General features: G+C 70.6%; 19 protein-coding genes. 10 read left to right on the forward strand and 9 right to left on the reverse strand.

Translation table 11 applies throughout. From position 1 onward, the window contains the following. Positions 1 to 117 precede the first annotated feature (117 nt). Together WFJ97_RS09480 and WFJ97_RS09485 are read right to left on the reverse strand one after the other, a co-directional pair. Positions 118 to 1,335: a class I SAM-dependent methyltransferase gene (locus tag WFJ97_RS09480; protein ID WP_336641305.1), complete on the reverse strand. Its 1,218-nt coding sequence runs from the start codon at positions 1,333 to 1,335 to the stop codon at positions 118 to 120. Between the two features lie 176 nt (positions 1,336 to 1,511). Next, positions 1,512 to 2,786, reverse strand: coding sequence for a hypothetical protein (locus WFJ97_RS09485; RefSeq protein WP_336641306.1), 1,275 nt, complete (start codon positions 2,784 to 2,786; stop codon positions 1,512 to 1,514). 124 nt (positions 2,787 to 2,910) lie between these two features. Between WFJ97_RS09485 and WFJ97_RS09490 the strand changes: the two genes are divergently transcribed. Genes WFJ97_RS09490 through WFJ97_RS09500 form a run of 3 tightly spaced genes read left to right on the forward strand, consistent with a single transcriptional unit; the run spans position 2,911 to position 4,888 of the window. Next, complete coding sequence (locus tag WFJ97_RS09490; RefSeq protein WP_247633299.1) at positions 2,911 to 3,303, forward strand: GntR family transcriptional regulator; 393 nt, start codon at positions 2,911 to 2,913, stop codon at positions 3,301 to 3,303. Further along, a complete protein-coding gene (locus WFJ97_RS09495; protein WP_336641307.1) occupies positions 3,300 to 4,202 on the forward strand; it encodes an ABC transporter ATP-binding protein in 903 nt (300 codons plus the stop codon). The genes WFJ97_RS09490 and WFJ97_RS09495 overlap by 4 nt, the downstream gene beginning before the upstream one ends. Continuing rightward, complete coding sequence (locus WFJ97_RS09500) at positions 4,202 to 4,888, forward strand: hypothetical protein (protein WP_336641308.1); 687 nt, start codon at positions 4,202 to 4,204, stop codon at positions 4,886 to 4,888. The genes WFJ97_RS09495 and WFJ97_RS09500 overlap by 1 nt, the downstream gene beginning before the upstream one ends. A gap of 110 nt (positions 4,889 to 4,998) precedes the next feature. Here WFJ97_RS09500 and WFJ97_RS09505 read toward each other — a convergent pair whose 3' ends face one another. Continuing rightward, entirely contained in the window at positions 4,999 to 5,580 is a 582-nt protein-coding gene (locus tag WFJ97_RS09505) for an ArsR/SmtB family transcription factor (protein WP_336641309.1), read from the reverse strand. A 74-nt stretch (positions 5,581 to 5,654) separates the two neighbouring features. Between WFJ97_RS09505 and WFJ97_RS09510 the strand changes: the two genes are divergently transcribed. After that, positions 5,655 to 6,977, forward strand: a complete 1,323-nt coding sequence (locus WFJ97_RS09510; RefSeq protein WP_336641310.1) for an MFS transporter — start codon at positions 5,655 to 5,657, stop codon at positions 6,975 to 6,977. Between the two features lie 134 nt (positions 6,978 to 7,111). Here the strand turns inward: WFJ97_RS09510 and WFJ97_RS09515 are convergent, their stop codons facing one another. After that, positions 7,112 to 7,330 (reverse strand): SCO4848 family membrane protein, encoded by a 219-nt coding sequence (locus tag WFJ97_RS09515; protein WP_247623906.1) that lies wholly within the window; start codon positions 7,328 to 7,330, stop codon positions 7,112 to 7,114. 123 nt (positions 7,331 to 7,453) lie between these two features. On the opposite strand from WFJ97_RS09515, the gene WFJ97_RS09520 reads away from it, so the two are divergent. The 5 genes from WFJ97_RS09520 to WFJ97_RS09540 all read left to right on the forward strand — a co-directional run bounded on the left by WFJ97_RS09520 (position 7,454) and on the right by WFJ97_RS09540 (position 13,683). Then, entirely contained in the window at positions 7,454 to 8,074 is a 621-nt protein-coding gene (locus tag WFJ97_RS09520; RefSeq protein ID WP_336641311.1) for an RNA polymerase sigma factor, read from the forward strand. Next, positions 8,071 to 8,541, forward strand: a complete 471-nt coding sequence (locus WFJ97_RS09525; RefSeq protein WP_336641312.1) for a hypothetical protein — start codon at positions 8,071 to 8,073, stop codon at positions 8,539 to 8,541. The genes WFJ97_RS09520 and WFJ97_RS09525 overlap by 4 nt, the downstream gene beginning before the upstream one ends. Positions 8,542 to 8,688: 147 nt before the next feature. Then, entirely contained in the window at positions 8,689 to 10,245 is a 1,557-nt protein-coding gene (locus WFJ97_RS09530) for a S8 family peptidase (protein WP_247633307.1), read from the forward strand. Positions 10,246 to 10,349: 104 nt separating this feature from the next. Continuing rightward, positions 10,350 to 12,818: a CHAT domain-containing protein gene (locus WFJ97_RS09535; RefSeq protein WP_336641313.1), complete on the forward strand. Its 2,469-nt coding sequence runs from the start codon at positions 10,350 to 10,352 to the stop codon at positions 12,816 to 12,818. A 271-nt stretch (positions 12,819 to 13,089) separates the two neighbouring features. Continuing rightward, the gene (locus WFJ97_RS09540; protein WP_336641314.1) at positions 13,090 to 13,683 is read left to right on the forward strand and encodes a short chain dehydrogenase; all 594 of its coding nucleotides are present in this window, start codon (positions 13,090 to 13,092) and stop codon (positions 13,681 to 13,683) included. A gap of 61 nt (positions 13,684 to 13,744) precedes the next feature. On the opposite strand, the gene WFJ97_RS09545 is transcribed toward WFJ97_RS09540, so the two are convergent. Next, positions 13,745 to 14,044, reverse strand: a complete 300-nt coding sequence (locus WFJ97_RS09545; RefSeq protein WP_247623912.1) for a chorismate mutase — start codon at positions 14,042 to 14,044, stop codon at positions 13,745 to 13,747. A 64-nt stretch (positions 14,045 to 14,108) separates the two neighbouring features. Between WFJ97_RS09545 and WFJ97_RS09550 the strand changes: the two genes are divergently transcribed. Next, on the forward strand, positions 14,109 to 15,356 hold the full coding sequence (locus WFJ97_RS09550; protein ID WP_336641315.1) for an AI-2E family transporter: 1,248 nt from the start codon (positions 14,109 to 14,111) through the stop codon (positions 15,354 to 15,356). 152 nt (positions 15,357 to 15,508) lie between these two features. On the opposite strand, the gene WFJ97_RS09555 is transcribed toward WFJ97_RS09550, so the two are convergent. The 4 genes from WFJ97_RS09555 to WFJ97_RS09570 all read right to left on the reverse strand — a co-directional run bounded on the left by WFJ97_RS09555 (position 15,509) and on the right by WFJ97_RS09570 (position 18,837). Beyond that, the gene (locus tag WFJ97_RS09555) at positions 15,509 to 16,429 is read right to left on the reverse strand and encodes an ABC transporter substrate-binding protein (RefSeq protein ID WP_336641316.1); all 921 of its coding nucleotides are present in this window, start codon (positions 16,427 to 16,429) and stop codon (positions 15,509 to 15,511) included. Positions 16,430 to 16,502: 73 nt separating this feature from the next. After that, positions 16,503 to 17,276 (reverse strand): ABC transporter permease, encoded by a 774-nt coding sequence (locus tag WFJ97_RS09560; protein WP_336641317.1) that lies wholly within the window; start codon positions 17,274 to 17,276, stop codon positions 16,503 to 16,505. Next, the gene (locus tag WFJ97_RS09565) at positions 17,273 to 17,953 is read right to left on the reverse strand and encodes an ABC transporter permease (protein ID WP_247633312.1); all 681 of its coding nucleotides are present in this window, start codon (positions 17,951 to 17,953) and stop codon (positions 17,273 to 17,275) included. The genes WFJ97_RS09560 and WFJ97_RS09565 overlap by 4 nt, the downstream gene beginning before the upstream one ends. Then, a complete protein-coding gene (locus tag WFJ97_RS09570) occupies positions 17,950 to 18,837 on the reverse strand; it encodes an ABC transporter ATP-binding protein (protein ID WP_247633313.1) in 888 nt (295 codons plus the stop codon). The genes WFJ97_RS09565 and WFJ97_RS09570 overlap by 4 nt, the downstream gene beginning before the upstream one ends. Positions 18,838 to 18,889 lie beyond the last annotated feature (52 nt).

Here is an 18,889-nt window from a genome sequence, read left to right on the forward strand (position 1 = left end):
GGAATTGCTCGGGCATCTAGCGAATCTCGAGCGGGCGTGCCGCAAGCGTTTCTCGTGCCCCCTGAGGGGTCGAGACACGCCGCGCGGCGGCATCCGATCGCGGCGTGTTTTGACCCCTCAGCGCGGGCGACGGATGCTGCGCGTCACCGTGAACTTCGGCGTGCGGCGCAGCTGCTCGGTCGGGCCGACCAGGCGGGTCAGCTCGGCCCGGTATCCGAGTGACGAGTTGAACACCGTGAAGAGCTCTCCGCCGGGTCGGAGCACACGAGCGGATGCCTCGAACAGACGCGTCGCCGCACCCGTGTGCACGCTCGCCCCGAGGTGGAACGGCGGGTTGAGCAGCACGACGTCGACGGATGCCGTCGGCACCTCGGAGGCCGCATCGTCGTGGGTCACCGTGACCCGGTCGGCGACGCCGTTCGCGACGACGGTCGCACGGGCGGAGGCGACGGCTGCGGCCGAGCGGTCGGTCGCGATCACGCGGGCATCCGGGTGCGCCAGGGCGTACGAGACGGCGAGGGCTCCGGTGCCGCAGCCCAGGTCGAGGACCTGAGCGCCCTTCGTCGGTTCCTCAGCGCCCTTCGTCTCGGCGCTGCGCTCCTCGCTCAGGGACCGAGAAACCTCCGGTTCCTGAGCGAGCGAAGCGAGACGAAGGGCCCCACCCCGCAGCACATCGAGCAGCACCCGCGTCCCGATGTCGAGCTTCGCCCCGGCGAACGCCCCGCCGTGCGCGACGAGCGTCAACCCGTCATGCGTGGCCGTCACCAGGAAAGGCGGCGCGACCGGCACTTCCTTCGGCTCCGACGCGATGATGAGTCGCGACTTCCGCTCGGCGCGCTGCGCCTGCACGGTGCCGAAGCTGCGCCCGAGCACCTCGTTCTGCGCGATGGTCATGTGCTTCACGCGCCCGCCGGCGACGAGCACCGCATCGGGGGCGGCCCAGCGGGCCACGGCATCCGCGATCTCCTCGAGCTCGGCGAGCGCCTTCGGCAACTGCAGCAGCACGAGTCGCGCGCCGTCGAGCAGCGACCTGTCGAGTTCGTGCGCGACGAAGCCGTCGATCCCGAGGTCGGCGGCGTTGCGGTCGAGCGCACGGCGACCGGTCGCCAGGTCCTGGTGCACGCGGATGCCGCGCAGCCCGGCATCCGTCAAGGCGAGCGTGATCGCCCCGTACTCGTCGCCGATGACCGCGATGTCCGGGCCCGCGACACCGCGCTCCGCGGCGAGCGCGAGCGCACGCTCGGTGAGGAGCAGGTCGGTCGCGTCGTGCGCCTGCAGGTTCTCGGCCTCGACATCGGGCCAGCGACGCAGGCGGCTGTAAGGGAACTCCGGCACCTGTTCACTGTACGCGGGGCCCTTCGTCTCGTGACTGCGCGGTTCCTGAGCGAGCGAAGCGAGACGAAGGGCTCCTCGCTCAGGAGCCGGGGTCCGGGACGCTTCGACAGGCTCAGCGACCCAGGGTTCAGGAGCTGGGTCCCTGAGCTTGTCGAAGGGCCCCCACGAGAGAGCCCTCAGAAGAACGTGCGCACGAGCTCCACGACGCGATCCGACTCGGCCGACTCGACGACGGGCAGGAAGTGCCACTTGTCGAACGCGGTGCACGGGTGCGAGAGGCCGAGGGCGACGACGTCGCCGATCGCGACGTCCGCGCCGCGCAGGAACGTGTGCTGGTCGTTCATCGCGGTGACGGATGCCCCGGCGAGCGGCGCGAGCGCCTCGCCGAGATCTCCGGCGACCCCGTGCACGACGGGCAGCCCCTCGTCGAAGGGGAAGTCGCGCTTGCCGCCGTCGAGCAGGGCGAGCGCGGACTCGGGGTGCGAGACGACCCGCGCGTAGCCGCGCATCGCCGGGCGGAACGCCCCGCCCGCCTCCGTGCCGGGGAACGTCTCGTCGAGAGGCGAGATGCCGCGGTAGAAGCCGTCGTCGTGCACGATGTACGCGCCCGAACGCAGCGTGAACCGCGTGCGGGAGTCGCGGGCGATCGCGGGCGCGTAGACCTCGGCGACCAGGTCGAAATACGCACTGCCGCCCGCTGTGACGAAGACATCGCCCTCGTCGTAGAGGTCGCCGAGGGCCTCGTGCACGACGAGCTGGTCGGCCAGGTAGGCGCGAACGGCGGCGAGCGCGGCATCCGATCGGTCGTGCCCGAGGGCACCCTCGTAGCCGCCGACGCCGGCGAGACGGAGCACATCGGATGCCGCGATCCGACGCCCGATCTCGATCGCCGCCTCGACGCTCCGGGCGCCGGTGCGCCCGCCCTCGGCTCCCAGTTCGACGCAGACGTCGACCCGGCGCGGCACACCCGTCTCACGCAGGGTGCGCTCCATCGCGTCGACGGTCTCGAGGGAGTCGGCCCAGCTCACGAAGCGGAAGTCGGGGTCGGCGAGCTCGCCCGCGAGCCACCGCAGCGAGCGCGCGTCGACGACGGCGTTCGCGAGCATGACGCTGTCGAGGCCGAAAGTGCGGGCGGTGCGCACCTGGCCCATGGTCGCGAGGGTGATGCCGGGGCATCCGATGTCGAGCTGACGCTGCCAGAGCGCGGGGGCCATGGTCGTCTTGCCGTGGGGCATGAGCTGCAGGCCCCGGGCGGAGGTCCAGTCGGCCATCACCGAGAGGTTGTGGCGCATCGCGGCGTCGTCGAGCGCGATGATCGGCGTCCAGAACTCCGACAGCCGGGGCCCGGTCGCGAGGAACTCGTCGACGGTCAGCCCGATCGCTCGCTCGGGGATTCCCTTGTCGCGTGCGGTGAGGCGCTCGTCGCCCCACCCGTCCTGAAGCCGTGCCATGGGGTGTCCTTCGCGTGGGGTTCGTCGGGGGTCCTTACGAATCTACGCGACCGAGGGGTTGACAACACTCCCGGTTAAGGGGTTAGTTAGTCATGTAAGTAACCCCCTAACCCGTGGAGGACGCGTGATCGAAGAAGGCAAGCCCCTCTTCCTCCAGATCGCCGAGCAGATCGAGGACTCGATCGTCGACGGTTCGCTGGCCGAGGAGGCCCAGGCGCCCTCGACCAATGAGCTCGCCGCGTTCTACCGCATCAACCCCGCCACCGCAGCGAAAGGAGTCGCGATGCTCACCGACAAGGGCGTCATCTACAAGCGCCGAGGGATCGGCATGTTCGTCGCCGACGGCGCCCGCGAGCGCCTCCTCGGCGAGCGCCGCGCCGCCTTCGCCGACCGGTACATCGACCCGCTGATCACCGAGGCCCGCACCCTGGGTCTCGACGCCGACGACCTCGCCGCGCTGCTCGCCGAGCGCGCGGCACGAACCCCCACCGCACGAGAAGGGAAGACCACCGCATGACCACCGTCATCGAGGTGCAGAACCTCACCAAGCGCTACAAGGACACCCGGGCGCTCGACGACGTGTCGCTCACGCTCGAGGGCGGCCACATCTACGGCCTCCTCGGTCGCAACGGCGCCGGCAAGACGACGCTCATGTCGATCCTCACCGCCCAGAACTTCGAGACCTCGGGCTCGGTGCGGGTGTTCGGCGAGCACCCGTACGAGAACTCCCGCGTGCTCAGTCGCATCTGCTTCGTGCGCGAGAGCCAGAAGTACCCCGACGACGCGTACCCGCGGCACGCCTTCACGGCCGCCCGCCTGTTCTTCCCGAACTGGGACCAGGCCCTCGCCGACGAACTCATCGCCGAGTTCCAGCTGCCCATGAAGCAGACGATCAAAAAGCTCTCGCGCGGCCAGCTCTCGGCGGTCGGAGTCATCATCGGGCTCGCCTCGCGCGCCGAGCTGACGTTCTTCGACGAGCCCTACCTGGGGCTCGACGCCGTCGCCCGGCAGATCTTCTACGACCGCCTCATCGAGGACTACGCCGAACACCCGCGCACCATCATCCTGTCGTCGCACCTGATCGACGAGGTGTCGAACCTCATCGAGAAGGTCATCGTGATCGACCAGGGGCGCATCCTCCTCAACGACGACACGGATGCCGTGCGCGACCGTGCCGTGACCGTCGTCGGCGACGCCACCGCCGTCGACTCCTGGGTCGGCGACCGGGAAGTCCTCCACCGCGAGTCGCTCGGGCGCGTGGCATCCGTCACCGTGCTCGGCGCACTCTCTCCCGCCGAGCGCGCCGAGGTCTCCGGACTCGGGCTCGACCTCGCGCCCGTCTCTCTCCAGCAGTTGATCGTCCGACTCACCCAGAAGGCCGAGAACCCCTCGGCCGTGAAGGAAGGGGCACTCTGATGCGACGCACGCTCAACGTCGTCCGCCTGCAGCTCATCAACCGGCAGACCTTCGTCTGGGTGCCGCTGATCATCCTCGGATCCGCCGTCGTGATCTCGGTGCTCATCTACGCGATGATCCCGGTCGACACCCCCAAGTACGGCGGGGGCGGGCAGGCGCCGCTCTGGTACTTCTTCGCGATCGGCCTCTCGGCAATGACCCTCACGTTCCCGTTCTCGCAGGCGATGAGCGTCACGCGTCGGGAGTTCTTCACGGGCACGATCATCACCGCGATCCTCGGCAGCGCGTTCCTCGGCATCATCTTCCTGCTCGGCGGGGCGATCGAGACCCTGACCAACGGCTACGGCGTCAACGGCTACGTGTTCTACCTGCCCTGGCTGTGGGAGGCGGGACCGCTCGGCGCGTTCACCGTGTACTTCACGCTGGCGCTGTTCCTCTTCGTGCTCGGCTTCACCGGCGCGACGATCTACAAGAGCTGGGGACCGACGGTGCTCACGATCGTGAGCGTGGGGCTGTCGCTCGTGCTGATCGGCCTGGCCTTCCTCGCCACGCGCCTCGAGCTGTGGGAGCAGGTGTGGACCGGCATCCTCGACCTCGGCGCCCTGGGTCTCGCGCTCTGGGGCCTGGTCGCGGTCGCGGTGCTCACGGCGATCTCGTTCCTCGCCTTCCGCCGCGCGAAGCCGTAGCGCCGGGCCTCCCGCATGGGGGATGCTTCGACAGGCTCAGCAACCCAGTAGCCCCGCACACGCACTGGGTCCCTGAGCCTGTCGAAGGGTCCCACCCCGCACAACTTCGGTCAGATCGTGTCGTCGGCGCCGATCACGTCGATCTGCCAGTGGCGGCCGGCGGGGTCGGCGTCGTCGTGCGCCTTCTGCGCCTCGTCGAGCACGTCGTTCACACGGAGCATCGCCGTCTCGAACTCGGCCTCGGTGAGACGGATCGTGCGCTGCGAGAAGGTCGCGTGCACCTCGGCCGTGCGCCCGGCGACGTACTCGGGCGTCCAAGCGATCACGCGGCGGAACAGGTCCTGATGCTCTTCGGCGATGGCCGAGATCACGGCGGTTCCGAGAGCCTCGTCGACGACGGGGTTCTCGGGGCCGCCGACGTTGAGCGCCCCCTTGCGACTCGTCCACACGCGGTCGCGGCGGTCGCGTGCGTGCTCGGGCGCTTCGACGATGAGCCCGGCATCCGCCAATGCCCGCAGGTGGAAGCTGACGCTGTTGGCCGGCACCTCGAGCTCGGCGGCGATGTCGGCGGCGCGCAGGTGCTCATGGCGCGAGAACAGGCGCAGGATGCGGCGGCGCAGCGGGTTCGCGAACGCCTTGAGCATCGCCGAGGTCATCCACTCGGCATCCGCCGCGGTCTCGTCGTCAGCCATGCGCCGAGTCTATCCGCACCCGAATTTGCGCAATAGTAGTTGCGCAATTGTTCTTGCGGATCTACCATCGAGCCATGACCACCATGACCGCCCCGCACCGCCTATGGCGGAACACCCGCTATCTCACGTGGCTGGTGAGCGACACGAGCAAGGGTCTCGCCGCCGCACTGTCGGGCTTCGCGATCCCGCTTCTCGCCCTCATCGTCACCGACGACCCCGCACAGGCCGGCATCATCGCCGGGGCCGGACTCGTCGCCCGCCTGCTCACGACCCTGGTCGGCGGGGTGCTCGCCGATCGCCACCGCCGCGTCGTGCTGATGCTCGTCGGCTCACTGCTCGGTATCGCGCTCGCCACGGCGTTCACCCTGCTCGCGGCGAGCGAGGCGCTCACCTTCACCGCACTGTGCGCGATCAACCTGCTGCTCGCGGCACGCAGCGGACTCTTCGACGTGGCCGGCGAGAGCGCGCTGAAAGCGATCGTCCCCGACGACGCCATGGGTCGCGCGCAGGCCGCCAACCAGGGGCGGGATGCCGCGCTGCAGCTCGCGGGCGGACCGCTCGGCGGTGTGCTGCTCGGCGTCGGAGGGTGGCTGGTCGGCCTCGTCATGACGCTCTGCCATCTGATCGCCGCGGGCACCGCGTGGATGCTCCTGCGGGGCGGCTCGCGCACGACGCGCGAAAACGGAGACGAACGGACGGATGCTCGGCACGTCGCACTCGGACACGCCGCGGATGCCGCGGGCGGTCCGGGTTTTCGCAGCGGAGTCCGTGAAATGGGCGAGGCGTTCCGCTGGTTGTTCTCCCGCCCGGATCTCGGCGGAGTTCTCGCCATCACCACGATCGTGAACCTCGGTTTCAACGCCGCGATCACCACGACCATCTACGCGCTGCAGCAGGCCGGGCACTCCGAACTGCTGATCGGCGCCCTGAGCGCCGGCGTCGGGGCCGTGATGCTGGTCGGAGCCGTGATCGCCCCGCTGCTGGTTCCTCGCATCGGCGCCGGCATCCTGACCATCACCGCCCTCTCGGTGGTCGCGGTCGCCACCGTCGCGCTGTCATGGATGGTCGAACCGTGGGCGATCATCGCCGTGCTCGGCGCGGCGGTGCTGCTCGTGCCCGCCCTCAACGCCGGGATGATGGGCTACTTCATGGTCGCGACCCCGAGCCGCCTGCTCGGGCGCGCGAACAGCGCCGCCGGGGTGCTGGGCATGGGGGCGATGCCGCTCGGACCGCTGATCGCCGGATTCGGGCTCGCCTGGATCGGCCGCCAGAACACGATCCTGGTGTGCGCGGCGCTCTGCGCGGTCGCGGTCGCGCTGGCGATCGGCAACCGCGCACTGCGCGCCCTGCCGGTCGAGGCGCGGTGGGCCGAGCACGCCCGCCGCTACGAGGCCTGAGCCCTCGGCATCCGCCGGCGCCTCGAAATTCACCGGAACCGTCGAGACCCACCCCTATCGACGTCGCGGACGATGGGTCTCGGCGCGATCGATGGGTCTCGACGAACGGATGCCCGAATTCTTCGGCGCCCGACTTACAGCGCGCCCGTGAGCGCGGCGATGCCGGCGAGCAGTGAGAGCAGGGCGAGGGTCAGCGCGATCGAGATCAGCACGATGTGCACGATCAGGAACTTCGTTGCCTTGCCGTTCGCGTCCTTGGCACGGGGGTCCTTCGCGACCCGGCGGAGGAACTGCGGCCACGCGATCGCGTTGAAGGCGGCGTTGAGGAACAGGATGACGGCGAGAAGGGTCACCCGTCCACCGTATCGGCCCGGCATGACGGCATCCGCTCTCCGGATTCCTGGACTCCGACCAATCACGTCATGTATCAGAAACCTCTTGCCGTGCTCCTGGTAGGTGTGCTCACAATGTCTTTCATGATCGACGGTGCTCCCGGCACCGCGCTCGATCCTGCGTCGGACGACGGTCCCCCTCGCTGGCAGCATGCGGCGAACCTGTTCGACGCATGGCGCGAGGGCGACGGTCGCGCGATGGACGGGCTCGTCCGCTTGATGACGCCCGTGCTGTGGCATGTCGTCCGGGCGTATGGACTCGAGCGCACGCTCGCCGAAGACGTGGTGCAGACCACATGGATGCGTTTGGTGCGCGGTCACGCGGCGATCTCCGATGCGCAGGCTGTCTCGGCCTGGCTCACGACGACCGCCCGCCGCGAGGCCTGGCGCGTGGGCAAGGCCCACGGACGCGTCGACACGGCGGATGCCGACGACCTCGACGCCCTTCTGCCGGTGCAGGACTCGGCCGAGGAGCGGGCGGCGATCGCGGATGAGCGGCGGCAACTCTGGAACGCCGTGCGTCGACTGGCCGAACGGTGCCAGCGCCTGCTGCGGGTGGTCGCGTTCGAGGACCGCCCGGACTACGCCCGCCTCGCCCAGGATCTCGCGATGCCGGTGGGGAGCATCGGCCCGACCCGGCAGCGGTGTCTGGCGAAACTGCGCTCGCTTCTCGACACCGCCCCGCGGGCGGAGGGGATCGCATGAGCACCCACGACGACGCCCTGTTCGCCGGGCTGCGGGCGATGTGGCGCGATGCCGACCCCGTGCCCGACACCCTCGTCGATCGGATGATCGCGGCCGTCGCCGCGGACGGGCTGAGCCAGGAGTACGCGCTGCTGACGCTCATCGAGGATCAGCTCGGCGCGGTGCGCGGAGACACGGATGCCCTGACGTTGCAGTTCAGCGACGGCACGACGAGCATCCTGCTGCACGTCACGGCGAGCGCGGGCGGCCTGCGCCGCGTCGACGGCTGGGTCGACACGGCGGCCGCCGAGATCGTGCTCGCGCAGGGCGAGGAGGGCTCGGCGGACGAGACGATCCGCACGACCGCACCCGCCGAGACCGGACGGTTCGTGTTCGACGAGGTCCCCGCGGGCATGACCACGGTGCGCCTGACCACCACGGTCGGCGGTGAGGCGCGCACTCTCGCGACGCCGCGCTTCGAACTCTGACCGCCGTGACGCCGCGGCCGCTGTATCGCCGTAATCGCTGTACCGCTGTAGATCGCTGTAACCGCTGTGAGCTGTGGCGGTGCCCGCCGACCCGACGGGCACCGGGGATGGAACGCGGGGAAGGACCCGCGCAGGAAGGGATGACGCATGGAGCAGCCGAGAGGGTGGAGTTGGCAGGACCGGGCGGAGGGATCGATCAGGCGCGGCACGGCGCTGGATCCGAGCGTGGAGCCGGTCGACGGCATCCGCGCGTTCCCCACCGCGTACCTGCCCACGCGCCTGCTGATCACGCAGGACCTCGAGAACGGGGAGGAGTACGACCGCGAGCTGCGCACGTTGCGCGATGCGGCCGACTCCTTCGGATGGACGCTCGAGATCGAGGCATCCGATCGTGAGAACGCCGGCGAGCTGCTGCCCGGCGTTCCCGGCTTCCTCCGCGCGCGCCTGACCACCCCAGAAGAGCCGACCGGCGGCGAATCCCCGGTCGCTCCGGATGCCTGGCGCGTGCTGCAGCGCGCCCGCCGCATGTCGCGCTCGACCATGCCGCGCACGAGCCTCGAGCACGTGCTGTCGATCGATCCGGTCGGCCTCAATCCGTTCAGCCGCACGAATCCCTTCAGCCGTACCAACCCGTTCAGCCGCACGAATCCCGTGCGCGGGGCCGGCGCGGGAGGCAGCGACGACTACCTCGAGCCGGGTCGCGGCGCGCGGCAGCCGGTGAGCTGGCTGGGCCCTGCGCCCCGGCGCGGACCCGACCCGACGACGGGCCGGCGCCCCGTGGTGGCGGTGCTCGACACCGGCTGCGGGGTGCACGACTGGCTGCCCGATGACATCGTCACCCGGCACGTCGAACTCGACGGGGTGCCGATCGGCCTGACCGACGACGCGGATCCCGAGCGCTACCCCGACCTGTACGGGCAGCTCGACGGTGAGATCGACGCGGTCGCCGGGCACGGCACGTTCATCGCGGGCATCGTGCGCCAGACCGCTCCGGATGCCGACATCCTCTCGGTGCGCGTCGCCGGGGCGCTCGGAGTGGTCGACGAGAGCGACCTGCTGACGACGCTCGCGCAGGTGATCGAGCTGCTGCGGAGGTATCGCGAGGACCCGAAGACCGGGCATCCGATCGACGTGCTCAACCTGTCGCTCGGGTACTACCACGAGACCCCGGAGGACGGTCTCTACAGCCGCACCCTCTACGCGCTGCTCGCCAAGGCGCGGGAGCTCGGCTGCGTGGTGGTGTGCTCGGCCGGCAACGATGCGATCGACCGCCCATCGTTCCCCGCGTCGCTGTGGGCGTGGCCGGGGGCCGACAACGGCATCGCCCGCGATCGCTGGGCGCCGCTCGTCTCGGTCGGGGCGCTCAACCCCTCGGCCCGGTCGGTGGCGCTGTTCTCGAACGTCGGACCGTGGGTGCGGCTGTACGCCCCGGGGGCCGCGGTCGTCAGCACGTCGCCGGCGTTCGTGGGCGGTCAGCAGGCGATGACGCGGGCCGACATCGACGGGCTGCGGCGCGAGACGATCGATCCCGACGACTACCGCGGCGGCTTCGCGGTGTGGAGCGGCACGTCGTTCGCGGCACCGTACGTCGCGGGCCGGATCGCCGCGCTCCTGGGCGAGGTCTCGGTGGCGGATGTCGACGCGGATGCCGTCGACGCCGCCGTGACCTCGGTGGTCGCCGACCTCCCCTCGCCGGTCGACTAGGCCGCCCCCTGGAGCATCGGCTGGGGCCCTGAGACTGTCGACGGGTCCCAGCCAGCCGGCGACAGGACTTCCCCCCGGGTGCCGCGACCCGGCATTCTGGGGGGATGCCCCTGTCCGCGAGCGAACTGCACCGGCGCGGGGTCGAAGCGGCCAACGCCCGACGGTTCGCGGCGGCCCGTCGCGCCCTCGACGACGCCGCGGCCCGCACCGACGACGCCGACCTGCGGGCACGGATCGACGGCACCCGGGCGTACGTGCAGGCGCAGACCGGGCATCCGTCCGAGGCCGAGCAGCTGTGCCGCGAGGCGCTCGATCGCGCGGGGCTCAGCGACGCGACCGTCGCGCTGCTGAGCGGGCAGCTCGGCACGCTGCTCATGCACGGCGGCACCCTCGCCGAGGCCGAGGTCATGCTCAGCCGCGCGATCGACGCACTCGGGGCGACCGGCGACGAGAGCACCGAGCTCGCGAACTGCCTCATGAACCGTTCGATGGTGCGGATGCAGCGGCACGAACTCGCGGCATCGACCGATGACCTGCACCGGGCCGTCGCGGTCTACGAGGCGAACGGCGACGAGGAGCCCCTCGCCGAGGCCCGCCACAACCTCGGCTACGCGGCGCTGCTCGGTGGCGACCTCGTGACCGCGCTGTCGCTCATGACCGCATCGCGTCCGGTGTTCGCGGCGACCAGCGACCTCGCGACGGCGATCAGCGACCTCGACCGCGCCGAGGTGCTGCGCGATGCCGGGCTGACGACCGAGGCCGAGACCCTGCTCGCCCGGGTGGCCGGACAGTTCGGGGCGCAGCGGATGCCGCAGGCCCGGGGCGAGGCGGAGTTCCACCTGTCGCGTTCCCTGATGCGGCACGATCCGGTGGCGGCCGAGCGCATGGCACGCACCGCGGCCCGCCGCTTCGCCGCCCTCGGTAGTGCGGGCTGGGCGGCGCGCGCCGACGCCGTGCGCCTCGAGTCGCGGCTGCGCACCCGCCCCTCGGGCCGCAGTGCGCGCATCGACGACGACATCGAGCGCACGGCATCCGCTCTCGCGCACGGCGGCTTCCGCACCGAGGCGACCGCCCTGCGCCTCGACGCGCGCCGCGACGGCAGCGGACGGATGCCGCGCGTCGATGCGAGCGCCCCCACCCCGCTGCGGCTGAGGGCGCACGAGGTGCGCGCCGCCCGGGCGGCGGCGAGCGGTCGCCACACGGCGGCTCTGCGCGCGGCGACCGAGGGACTCGACCTTCTCACCTCGTGGCAGCAGTCGTTCGGCGCGCTCGACCTGCAGGCGTCCGTCGCGATGCACGGCACGGATCTGATGTTCGCGGGGCTCCGGGCGGCGGCGAGGACGCGCGACCCCGCCGTGCTGTTCGAGTGGGCGGAGCGCGCCCGCCACCTCAGCCACCAGGTCGCGCCGGTGCGTCCGCCGGTCGACGACGCACAGGCATCCGATCTCGCCGAGCTGCGGATGCTGCGCGCCGACCTCGCCGGTGCCGACTGGACGACCGACGCCCGCGTGCGCGTGCTGCGCGACCGGGTGCGCGAGCGGCAGTGGGCGGCGACCGGCGCCGGGGAGACCCGCGGGCGCCTCGATCTCGCCGGCGCCCGCGCGCACCTCGACCCCGGCACGGCGCTGCTCGCGTACCTCTACACGGGCGATGAACTGCTGTGCGTGGCGACGACGGCATCCGGAGCATCGGTCGTCGAACTGTCGTGGCCGCGCGTGCGCGCCGCGATGGACGGGCTCCGTGCCGACCTCGACGTCGCCGCCCTCACCCGGGGCGGCCCCCTGTCCGCGCTGATCGAGCGCTCGCTGGCCGTGCGCCTGCAGACCCTCGACGACGAGCTCCTCACCCCCGTGCGCGCCGCGGTGAACCCGGCGGATGCGCAGCGCGTCGTCATCACCCTGCCCGGTGTGCTCGCCGGTGTGCCGTGGGCGATGCTGCCCGGCATGCACGGCGTGCCCTTCACGGTCGCGACCTCGGCGTCGCGCTGGGCCGAGGTGCGCACCCGCCGCGCGACGGGTCGTCGCCCGGAACGCATCGGCTTCGCCACCGGTCCGCGCGTGCCCCGCGCCGGGGAAGAGGTGCAGCGGGCACGCGCGGCCTGGGCGACGACGGATGCCGCGACCCCCACGCTCCTCGGCGGCGAGGCGACGGTGTCGGCCGTGACCGAGCTGGCCGGGGCATCCGATCTGCTGCACATCGCCGCGCACGGGCGGCACTCCGCCGACAACCCCCTGTTCTCGGGCTTCGAGCTCGCCGACGGCACGCTGTTCGGTTACGACGTCGACCTGATCCCCACGGCGCCCGAGACGGTCATCCTCTCGGCGTGCGAGCTGGGCCGTTCGGCGGTGCGCTGGGGCGAGGAGGCGCTCGGCATGACACGGGTGTGGCTGCACGCCGGCACCCGCTGCGTGATCGCCGCCCCCGTCACCGTGCCCGACGACGTCGCGTGCGAGTTGCTCGCCGCGGTGCACGGGCACCTCGCCGACGGCATGGACCCCGCGCCCGCCCTCGCCGTCGCCGCGCAGGAGACCGGGCATCGGGCGCCGTTCCAGTGCCACGGCGCAGGGTTCTGAGGTTTTTCGAGTTTTTCTCGACGCGATGTATCACGAGGGGCGCGAGGCGCTCCTGTTCTTCGGAAGGTGTCGAACGCGGGAGGCTCCGAGCACCGGAGTCGGGAGGACGCGGTCGAGGGGGGTTCATCCGTGCACTGGGGAGTGCGGGAGGGCGACGACCGGCACCGACTGCTCAGAGATCACCGCGGCTCGGCTCCGTGATGGCCTCGGAAGGGTCCGGCGGACGGGGAACGCCGGGCCCTTCGTCCGTCTGCGGTGAAAGACTGGGGTCATGAAGATCGTCGTCATCGGAGCATCCGGAAGCATCGGCCGCGTCGTCTCGGACACGCTCGAATCCCGCGGGCACGAGGTGATCCGCGCGTCGCGCACCGGCGAGGTGCGCGTCGATCTGGCGGATGCCGCGTCGATCGCCGCCCTGTTCGTCGAGGTGACCGACATCGACGCCGTGGTCGTGGCGGCGGGCTCCGTGCCGTTCAAGCACCTCACCGAACTCGACCGCGACGACTACACGGCGGCGTTCCTCGGCAAGACGCTCCCGCAGATCGAGGTCGTGCGTCAGGCGATCACGCACCTGCGCGACGGCGGATCGGTCACGCTCACCAGCGGCGTGCTGTCGCGCGACCCGATCGCCACCGGCGCCGCGGCCGCGATGGCCAACGGCGCGCTCGAGTCGTTCGTGATCACGGCGGCCGCCGAGGCGCCCCGCGGCATCCGCATCAACGCGGTCTCGCCCGACGTGCTCGAGAACTCCCCCGGCTATCACCGGCTGTTCGCCGGTCACCGCCCGGTCGGCGACGACGAGATCGGTCGCGCCTACACCCTCGCGGTGGAGGGCCTCGAGACGGGTCGGACGATCACGGTCTGACCGACGGGTTGGGCGACGGCCTGGGCGACGGCCTGGCGGGCGGTCGGGCCGGCTGGCTCGGTCAGCGTGACTCGGCCGCCGCGGTGTGGTGACGGATGACCTCGGCCACCACGAAGTTGAACCACTTCTCGGCGAACTCGGGGTCGAGGTGCGCCTCCTCGGCGAGCGCGCGCAGGCGGGCGACCTGCTGCTCCTCGCGGCCGGGGTCGGAGGCGGGCATGTCGTACTCGGCCTTGAGGTGACCGACCTGCTGAGTCGCCCGGAAGCGCTCGGCGAGCATGAAGATCAGCGCGGCGTCGATGTTGTCGATGCTGGCACGCAGGCGCAGCAGTTCGGCCTTCGGATCCTGTGGCGCGGTCATGCCTCCACTCTAGAGCGCGAGCGAACGCCGGTGATCGGATGCCGGGCACCGCTATCGTGAGCACATGAGCAACGAGAAGCCGCCGGCATCCGGGCCCTCCGACGACGCCGCGTCGGCGGACGAGCACTCGCCGGCCGCGGACTCTGCGGCCGCTCCGTCTGCGGCGTCGGCGTCGGCTCCGTCTGCGGCATCGGCGCCGGACTCGACGACGTCGCACCCGCAGCGGGCCGTCGTGATCGAGCCGATGACGCCGAGCCGCTCGTTCTGGACCCGCATCGACCGCCCCTTCGTCTTCGGCTTCCTGGTGACTCTCGGCGGTCTCGGCGCCCTCGTGCTCGGGCTCGCGGTCACGAGCCTGTCGACCGTGCTCATCTACATCGCTCTCGCCCTCTTCGCCGCCCTCGGGCTCGACCCGTCGGTGCGCTTCCTCGAGCGCCGCGGGCTCTCCCGGGCGATCTCGGTCGTGATCGTGATCCTGTCGCTGATCGTCGTCGTGGCGCTGATCCTCTGGGTGGTGCTGCCGATCGTGATCGAGCAGATCGCGAGCTTCGTGCGATCGGTCCCCGGGATGATCGCCGACTTCCAGCGCAGCGATCTCTACGCCACACTCGACGACCAGTTCGGCGACCAGTTCCAAGGCCTCGTAGCCGACGTGCAGAAGTTCCTCACCGACCCCGGCAACATCGCCAGCATCGGCGGCGGCGCACTGCAGGTCGGGGCATCCATCGCCTCCGGGATCTCGGGTGTGATCGTGGTGCTCGTGCTCACCCTTTACTTCGTCGCGACTCTGCCCGGCATGAAGCAGAGCATGCTGCGCCTGATCCCCGCCCGCGACCGCGACCGCGCCGGCGACATCACCGACCAGATCACCGATTCGGTGGGTGGGTACGTGATGGGCATGGTCGTGCTCGCGTTCTTCAATGCGATCCTCGCGCTGCTGCTCTACACGTTCCTCGGACTGCCGTTCCCGCCGCTCATGGCGACCGTCGCGTTCTGCATCACGCTGATCCCCCTCGTCGGATCGGTGATGTTCTGGATCATCGGCACGGGCCTCGCGCTCTTCACCGACCCGCTCGGTGCGCTGATCTTCGCGGCGATCTACCTCGTCTACATGCAGATCGAGGCGTACGTCATCACTCCGCGCGTCATGAACAAGGCGATCGCGATCCCCGGCTCGCTCGTGGTGATCGGCGCCCTCGCGGGGGGCACGCTGCTCGGTCTGCTCGGGGCTCTCGTGGCGGTGCCGGTGGCGGCATCCATCCTCATCATCATCAAGCAGGTCTGGGTGCCGAGGCAGGACGCCCGGGTGTAGCGGGAGCGGATCCTCCGTCGGAGCCCGTCTCTCGCACGCCCCTCGCGCATCCCCCTCTCGGAGTCGCGTCGAAACCCACCACGCGCGCCGGGCACACGCAGAAGTGCCCGGACCCATCGGGCCCGGGCACTTCTCGTGATGCGGTCAGGAGGTCAGATCAGACCCTGGTCCTCGAGCCACTTCTTGGCGATGTCCTTCGACGACTGCTGGTCGACCGTGCTGAGCACGTTCAGCGACACGAGCTCCTCGGCGGTGAGCTTGGCGCTGACCTCGTTGAGCACGTCGGAGACCTCGTCGGCGATGTCGCTCGACACGATCGGCACGACGTTCGACGAGATGATCAGGTTCTCGGGGTCCTCGAGGGCCACGATGTCTTCGGTCTCGAAGGCCGGGTCGGCGGTGTAGATGTCGGCGACCTGAATCTCGCCGGCGAGCAGCGACTCGAGCGTGCTCGGGCCGGTGGCCGAGAACTGCAGGTCGACGCCGTAGACCTCCTTGGCCGCGGACGGGCTGTACGGGCGCTGCTCGAACTCGGGAGCCGCACCGATGGTGACGGGCGACGGAGCCTTCGACAGGTCGGCGATCGAGGTGATGCCGTACTCGTCGGCGAAGCTCTTGAGCACCGTGTACGTGTCCTGGTCGGATGCCTCGGCGAAGTCGAGAGCCGTCAGGCTGTCGGGCAGGGCGTCCTGCAGGGCGGCGTAGACGTCGTCGGGGCTGGTGACGTCGACCCCGTCCATCGACAGGTACTCGAGCAGGCTGCCCGTGTACTCGGGGAAGACGTTGATCGCGCCGGACTCGACCTCGGGCATGTACGCGTCGCGCTGACCGATGTTGAGCTGCGTCTCGACGTCGAAACCGGCGTTCGAGAGGGCCTGGGCGTAGATCTCGGCGATGATCTCGTTCGAGTAGTACGCCTGCGAGCCGACGACGATCGTGTCGCCACTGCCAGAACCGGCGCTGTCGGACGGCTCGTCGAGCGGGTTGCTTCCGCCGCAGGCCGACAGGGTGAGCGCGGCCGCGGCGACAAGGCCGACGGCGAGGACGGAGCGCTTGCCTCGTGCTGTGAACATGGATTTCCTCTTCTCTGGAAACTGCTGGGACTTCGAGTGCTGTGGATTCAGGTGGATGACGCCGGGCGGATGCTCAGGCGGTGGCGGGTGCCGGTTCGGAGGCGGTGGCGGATGCCGTGGCCGAGCCGGAGCGGGAAGCCGCGTTCCGACTCGATCGCTTGCCGTCGGCGCGCGGCCCGCCGCCACGGAGCCCGGCGGGAACGGCGGCGCGCTGGGCGGTGGCGAGAAGCAGATCGACGATCAGGGCGAGCACCGCGACGATGATCGCGCCCGCGAGCACCTGGTCGAACCGGCGCAGCGGGATGCCCTGGATGATCGGCCAACCGAGACCGCCGAGGTTCACATAGGCGGCGATCGTGACGGTCGCGATGACCTGCAGGAGCGCCGAGCGGATGCCGCCGACCAGCAGCGGCAGACCGAGAGGCACTTCGACCTTCCAGAACACCTGCCAGCCGGTCATACCCATCGCCTTGGCGGCGTCGAGCGTGCGCCGATCGATCGCTTCGAGGCCGGTGTACGCACCGGCGAGCAGCGAGGGGATCGCGAGGAGCACGAAGGTGATGATCGCGGCCTCGGGGATGCGGAGCACTCCGAGCAGGAGCACCAGCAGCACCATGAGTCCGAACGAGGGGATGGCGCGGGCGGCACCCGAGACGGCGACCGCCACCTCGCGGCCGCGGCCCGTGTGCCCGATCAGCCACCCGATCGGGATCGCGATCGCCGCGGCGATCAGTACCGAGATCGCGGTGAGGGCGAGGTGCTCGCCCAGGAGTTTGGGCAGCGCGTAGGTGCCGGTCCACTGGGCGGGGGCGAAGATCCAGGCGAAGGCTTCGACGAAGAGGTTCATGCGGGAGCCCCCACGGCGATCGCGCGGCTCGCGGTGGCCTTCGAGGCCGCCCGGGTCCACGGCATGAGCGCGCGGCCGACCAGCAGCAGGATCAGGTCGATCACGAGTGCGATGACGACGACCGCGATCACCCCGGCGAAGACCTCGGCGATGATGCGCCGTTCGAGGCCGTTCGTGAAGAGGTAGCCGAGGTTCGTGACGCCGATCAGGATGCCGACGGTGGCGAGCGAGATCGTGCTGACCGCGGTCACCCGGAGTCCGGCGAGGATCACGGGGCCGGCGAGCGGGAACTCGACCGCCCAGAAACGGCGGAAGGGCGCGAACCCGGTGGCCGTCGCCGCCTGCCGCACGTCGTCGTCGACCGAGTCGAGGCCGTCAGACACGGCGCGCACGAGGATCGCGATCGCATAGATCGTCAGGGCGATCACGAGGTTCGTCTCGCTGATCGCCGAGTAGCCGAGCGTGGCGGGCAGCAGGATCAGCAGCGCGAGCGAGGGGATCGTGTACAGCAGACCCGTCAGAACGATGATCGGGCCGCGTACGAGTCGGTACCGCCAGGCCACCCAGCCGAGGGGCAGCGAGAGGACGAACCCGAGCACGATCGGCACGATGCTCTGCCGCAGGTGCACCGCGGTGAGCTCGAGGATCAGCCCGAAGTTGTTGACGACCCAGTTCACGGCTGGCCACCCTGCACGGCGCCGAGGGCAGCGGCATCCGGCCCCGCCAGCGGACCGTCGACGTGCTCGGTCTCGGCGACGAGCGCCCCCTGGGTGCGTCCCTCGGAGTCGACGACCACGGTGCCCTGCGGCGTCTGCTTGAGGTGCAGCGCGCGGCGCCCGCGGTCCGCGCCGATGAACGAGGCGACGAAGTCGTCGGCCGGGTTCTCGATGATCTCGCTCGGCGAGCCCACCTGCACGACCCGCGCGCCCTTGTCGAGGATGACGACCTGGTCGCCGAGCAGGAACGCCTCGTCGATGTCGTGCGTGACGAACACGACCGTCTTGTCGAGCTCGTGCTGCAGCCGCAGGGTCTCCTGCTGCAGATCGGCGCGCACGATCGGGTCGACGGCGCCGAACGGTTCGTCCATGAGCAGGATGTTCGGGTCGGCGGCGAGACCGCGGGCCACACCCACGCGCTGCTGCTGACCGCCCGAGAGCTGGCTGGGGTAGCGCTCGGCGAGCTTCTGGTCGAGACCGACCGTGTCGAGCAGCTCACGGGAGCGCGCGTACGCGTCGGACTTCTTCACGCCGTTCAGACGCAGCACGGTCGAGACGTTGTCGATCACCGTGAAGTGCGGCATCAGTCCCGAGTTCTGCATGACGTAGCCGATGCGACGGCGCAGCTGCACCGGGTCGCCGCCGAGCACGCTCTCGCCGTCGATCTCGACGTCGCCCGAGGTCGGCTCGACCATGCGGTTGATCATGCGCAGCAGCGTCGTCTTGCCGCAGCCCGACGAGCCCACGAACACCGTCGTCTTGCGCGACGGCAGCACCAGGCTGAAGTCGTTCACGGCCACGGTGCCGTCGGGGAACTGCTTGGTGACGTTGCGGAATTCGATCATGGGTGGTCTCCCGTCGGGGGATCGATGCAGGGCGCGACGATGGCGGGCATGT

Source organism: Microbacterium sp. USHLN272 (genome assembly GCF_037149655.1).
GTDB lineage: Bacteria > Actinomycetota > Actinomycetes > Actinomycetales > Microbacteriaceae > Microbacterium > Microbacterium galbinum.

What these genes read in the sequence shown, in the direction of transcription:
- WFJ97_RS09485 (WP_336641306.1), bottom strand. Translation starts at nt 2,786, where the DNA reads ATGGCACGGCTTCAGGACGGGTGGGGCGACGAGCGCCTCACCGCACGC.
- WFJ97_RS09495 (WP_336641307.1), top strand. Translation starts at nt 3,300, where the DNA reads ATGACCACCGTCATCGAGGTGCAGAACCTCACCAAGCGCTACAAGGAC.
- WFJ97_RS09500 (WP_336641308.1), top strand. Translation starts at nt 4,202, where the DNA reads ATGCGACGCACGCTCAACGTCGTCCGCCTGCAGCTCATCAACCGGCAG.
- WFJ97_RS09505 (WP_336641309.1), bottom strand. Translation starts at nt 5,580, where the DNA reads ATGGCTGACGACGAGACCGCGGCGGATGCCGAGTGGATGACCTCGGCG.
- WFJ97_RS09510 (WP_336641310.1), top strand. Translation starts at nt 5,655, where the DNA reads ATGACCACCATGACCGCCCCGCACCGCCTATGGCGGAACACCCGCTAT.
- WFJ97_RS09520 (WP_336641311.1), top strand. Translation starts at nt 7,454, where the DNA reads ATGATCGACGGTGCTCCCGGCACCGCGCTCGATCCTGCGTCGGACGAC.
- WFJ97_RS09525 (WP_336641312.1), top strand. Translation starts at nt 8,071, where the DNA reads ATGAGCACCCACGACGACGCCCTGTTCGCCGGGCTGCGGGCGATGTGG.
- WFJ97_RS09530 (WP_247633307.1), top strand. Translation starts at nt 8,689, where the DNA reads ATGGAGCAGCCGAGAGGGTGGAGTTGGCAGGACCGGGCGGAGGGATCG.
- WFJ97_RS09535 (WP_336641313.1), top strand. Translation starts at nt 10,350, where the DNA reads ATGCCCCTGTCCGCGAGCGAACTGCACCGGCGCGGGGTCGAAGCGGCC.
- WFJ97_RS09540 (WP_336641314.1), top strand. Translation starts at nt 13,090, where the DNA reads ATGAAGATCGTCGTCATCGGAGCATCCGGAAGCATCGGCCGCGTCGTC.
- WFJ97_RS09545 (WP_247623912.1), bottom strand. Translation starts at nt 14,044, where the DNA reads ATGACCGCGCCACAGGATCCGAAGGCCGAACTGCTGCGCCTGCGTGCC.
- WFJ97_RS09550 (WP_336641315.1), top strand. Translation starts at nt 14,109, where the DNA reads ATGAGCAACGAGAAGCCGCCGGCATCCGGGCCCTCCGACGACGCCGCG.
- WFJ97_RS09555 (WP_336641316.1), bottom strand. Translation starts at nt 16,429, where the DNA reads ATGTTCACAGCACGAGGCAAGCGCTCCGTCCTCGCCGTCGGCCTTGTC.
- WFJ97_RS09560 (WP_336641317.1), bottom strand. Translation starts at nt 17,276, where the DNA reads ATGAACCTCTTCGTCGAAGCCTTCGCCTGGATCTTCGCCCCCGCCCAG.
- WFJ97_RS09570 (WP_247633313.1), bottom strand. Translation starts at nt 18,837, where the DNA reads ATGATCGAATTCCGCAACGTCACCAAGCAGTTCCCCGACGGCACCGTG.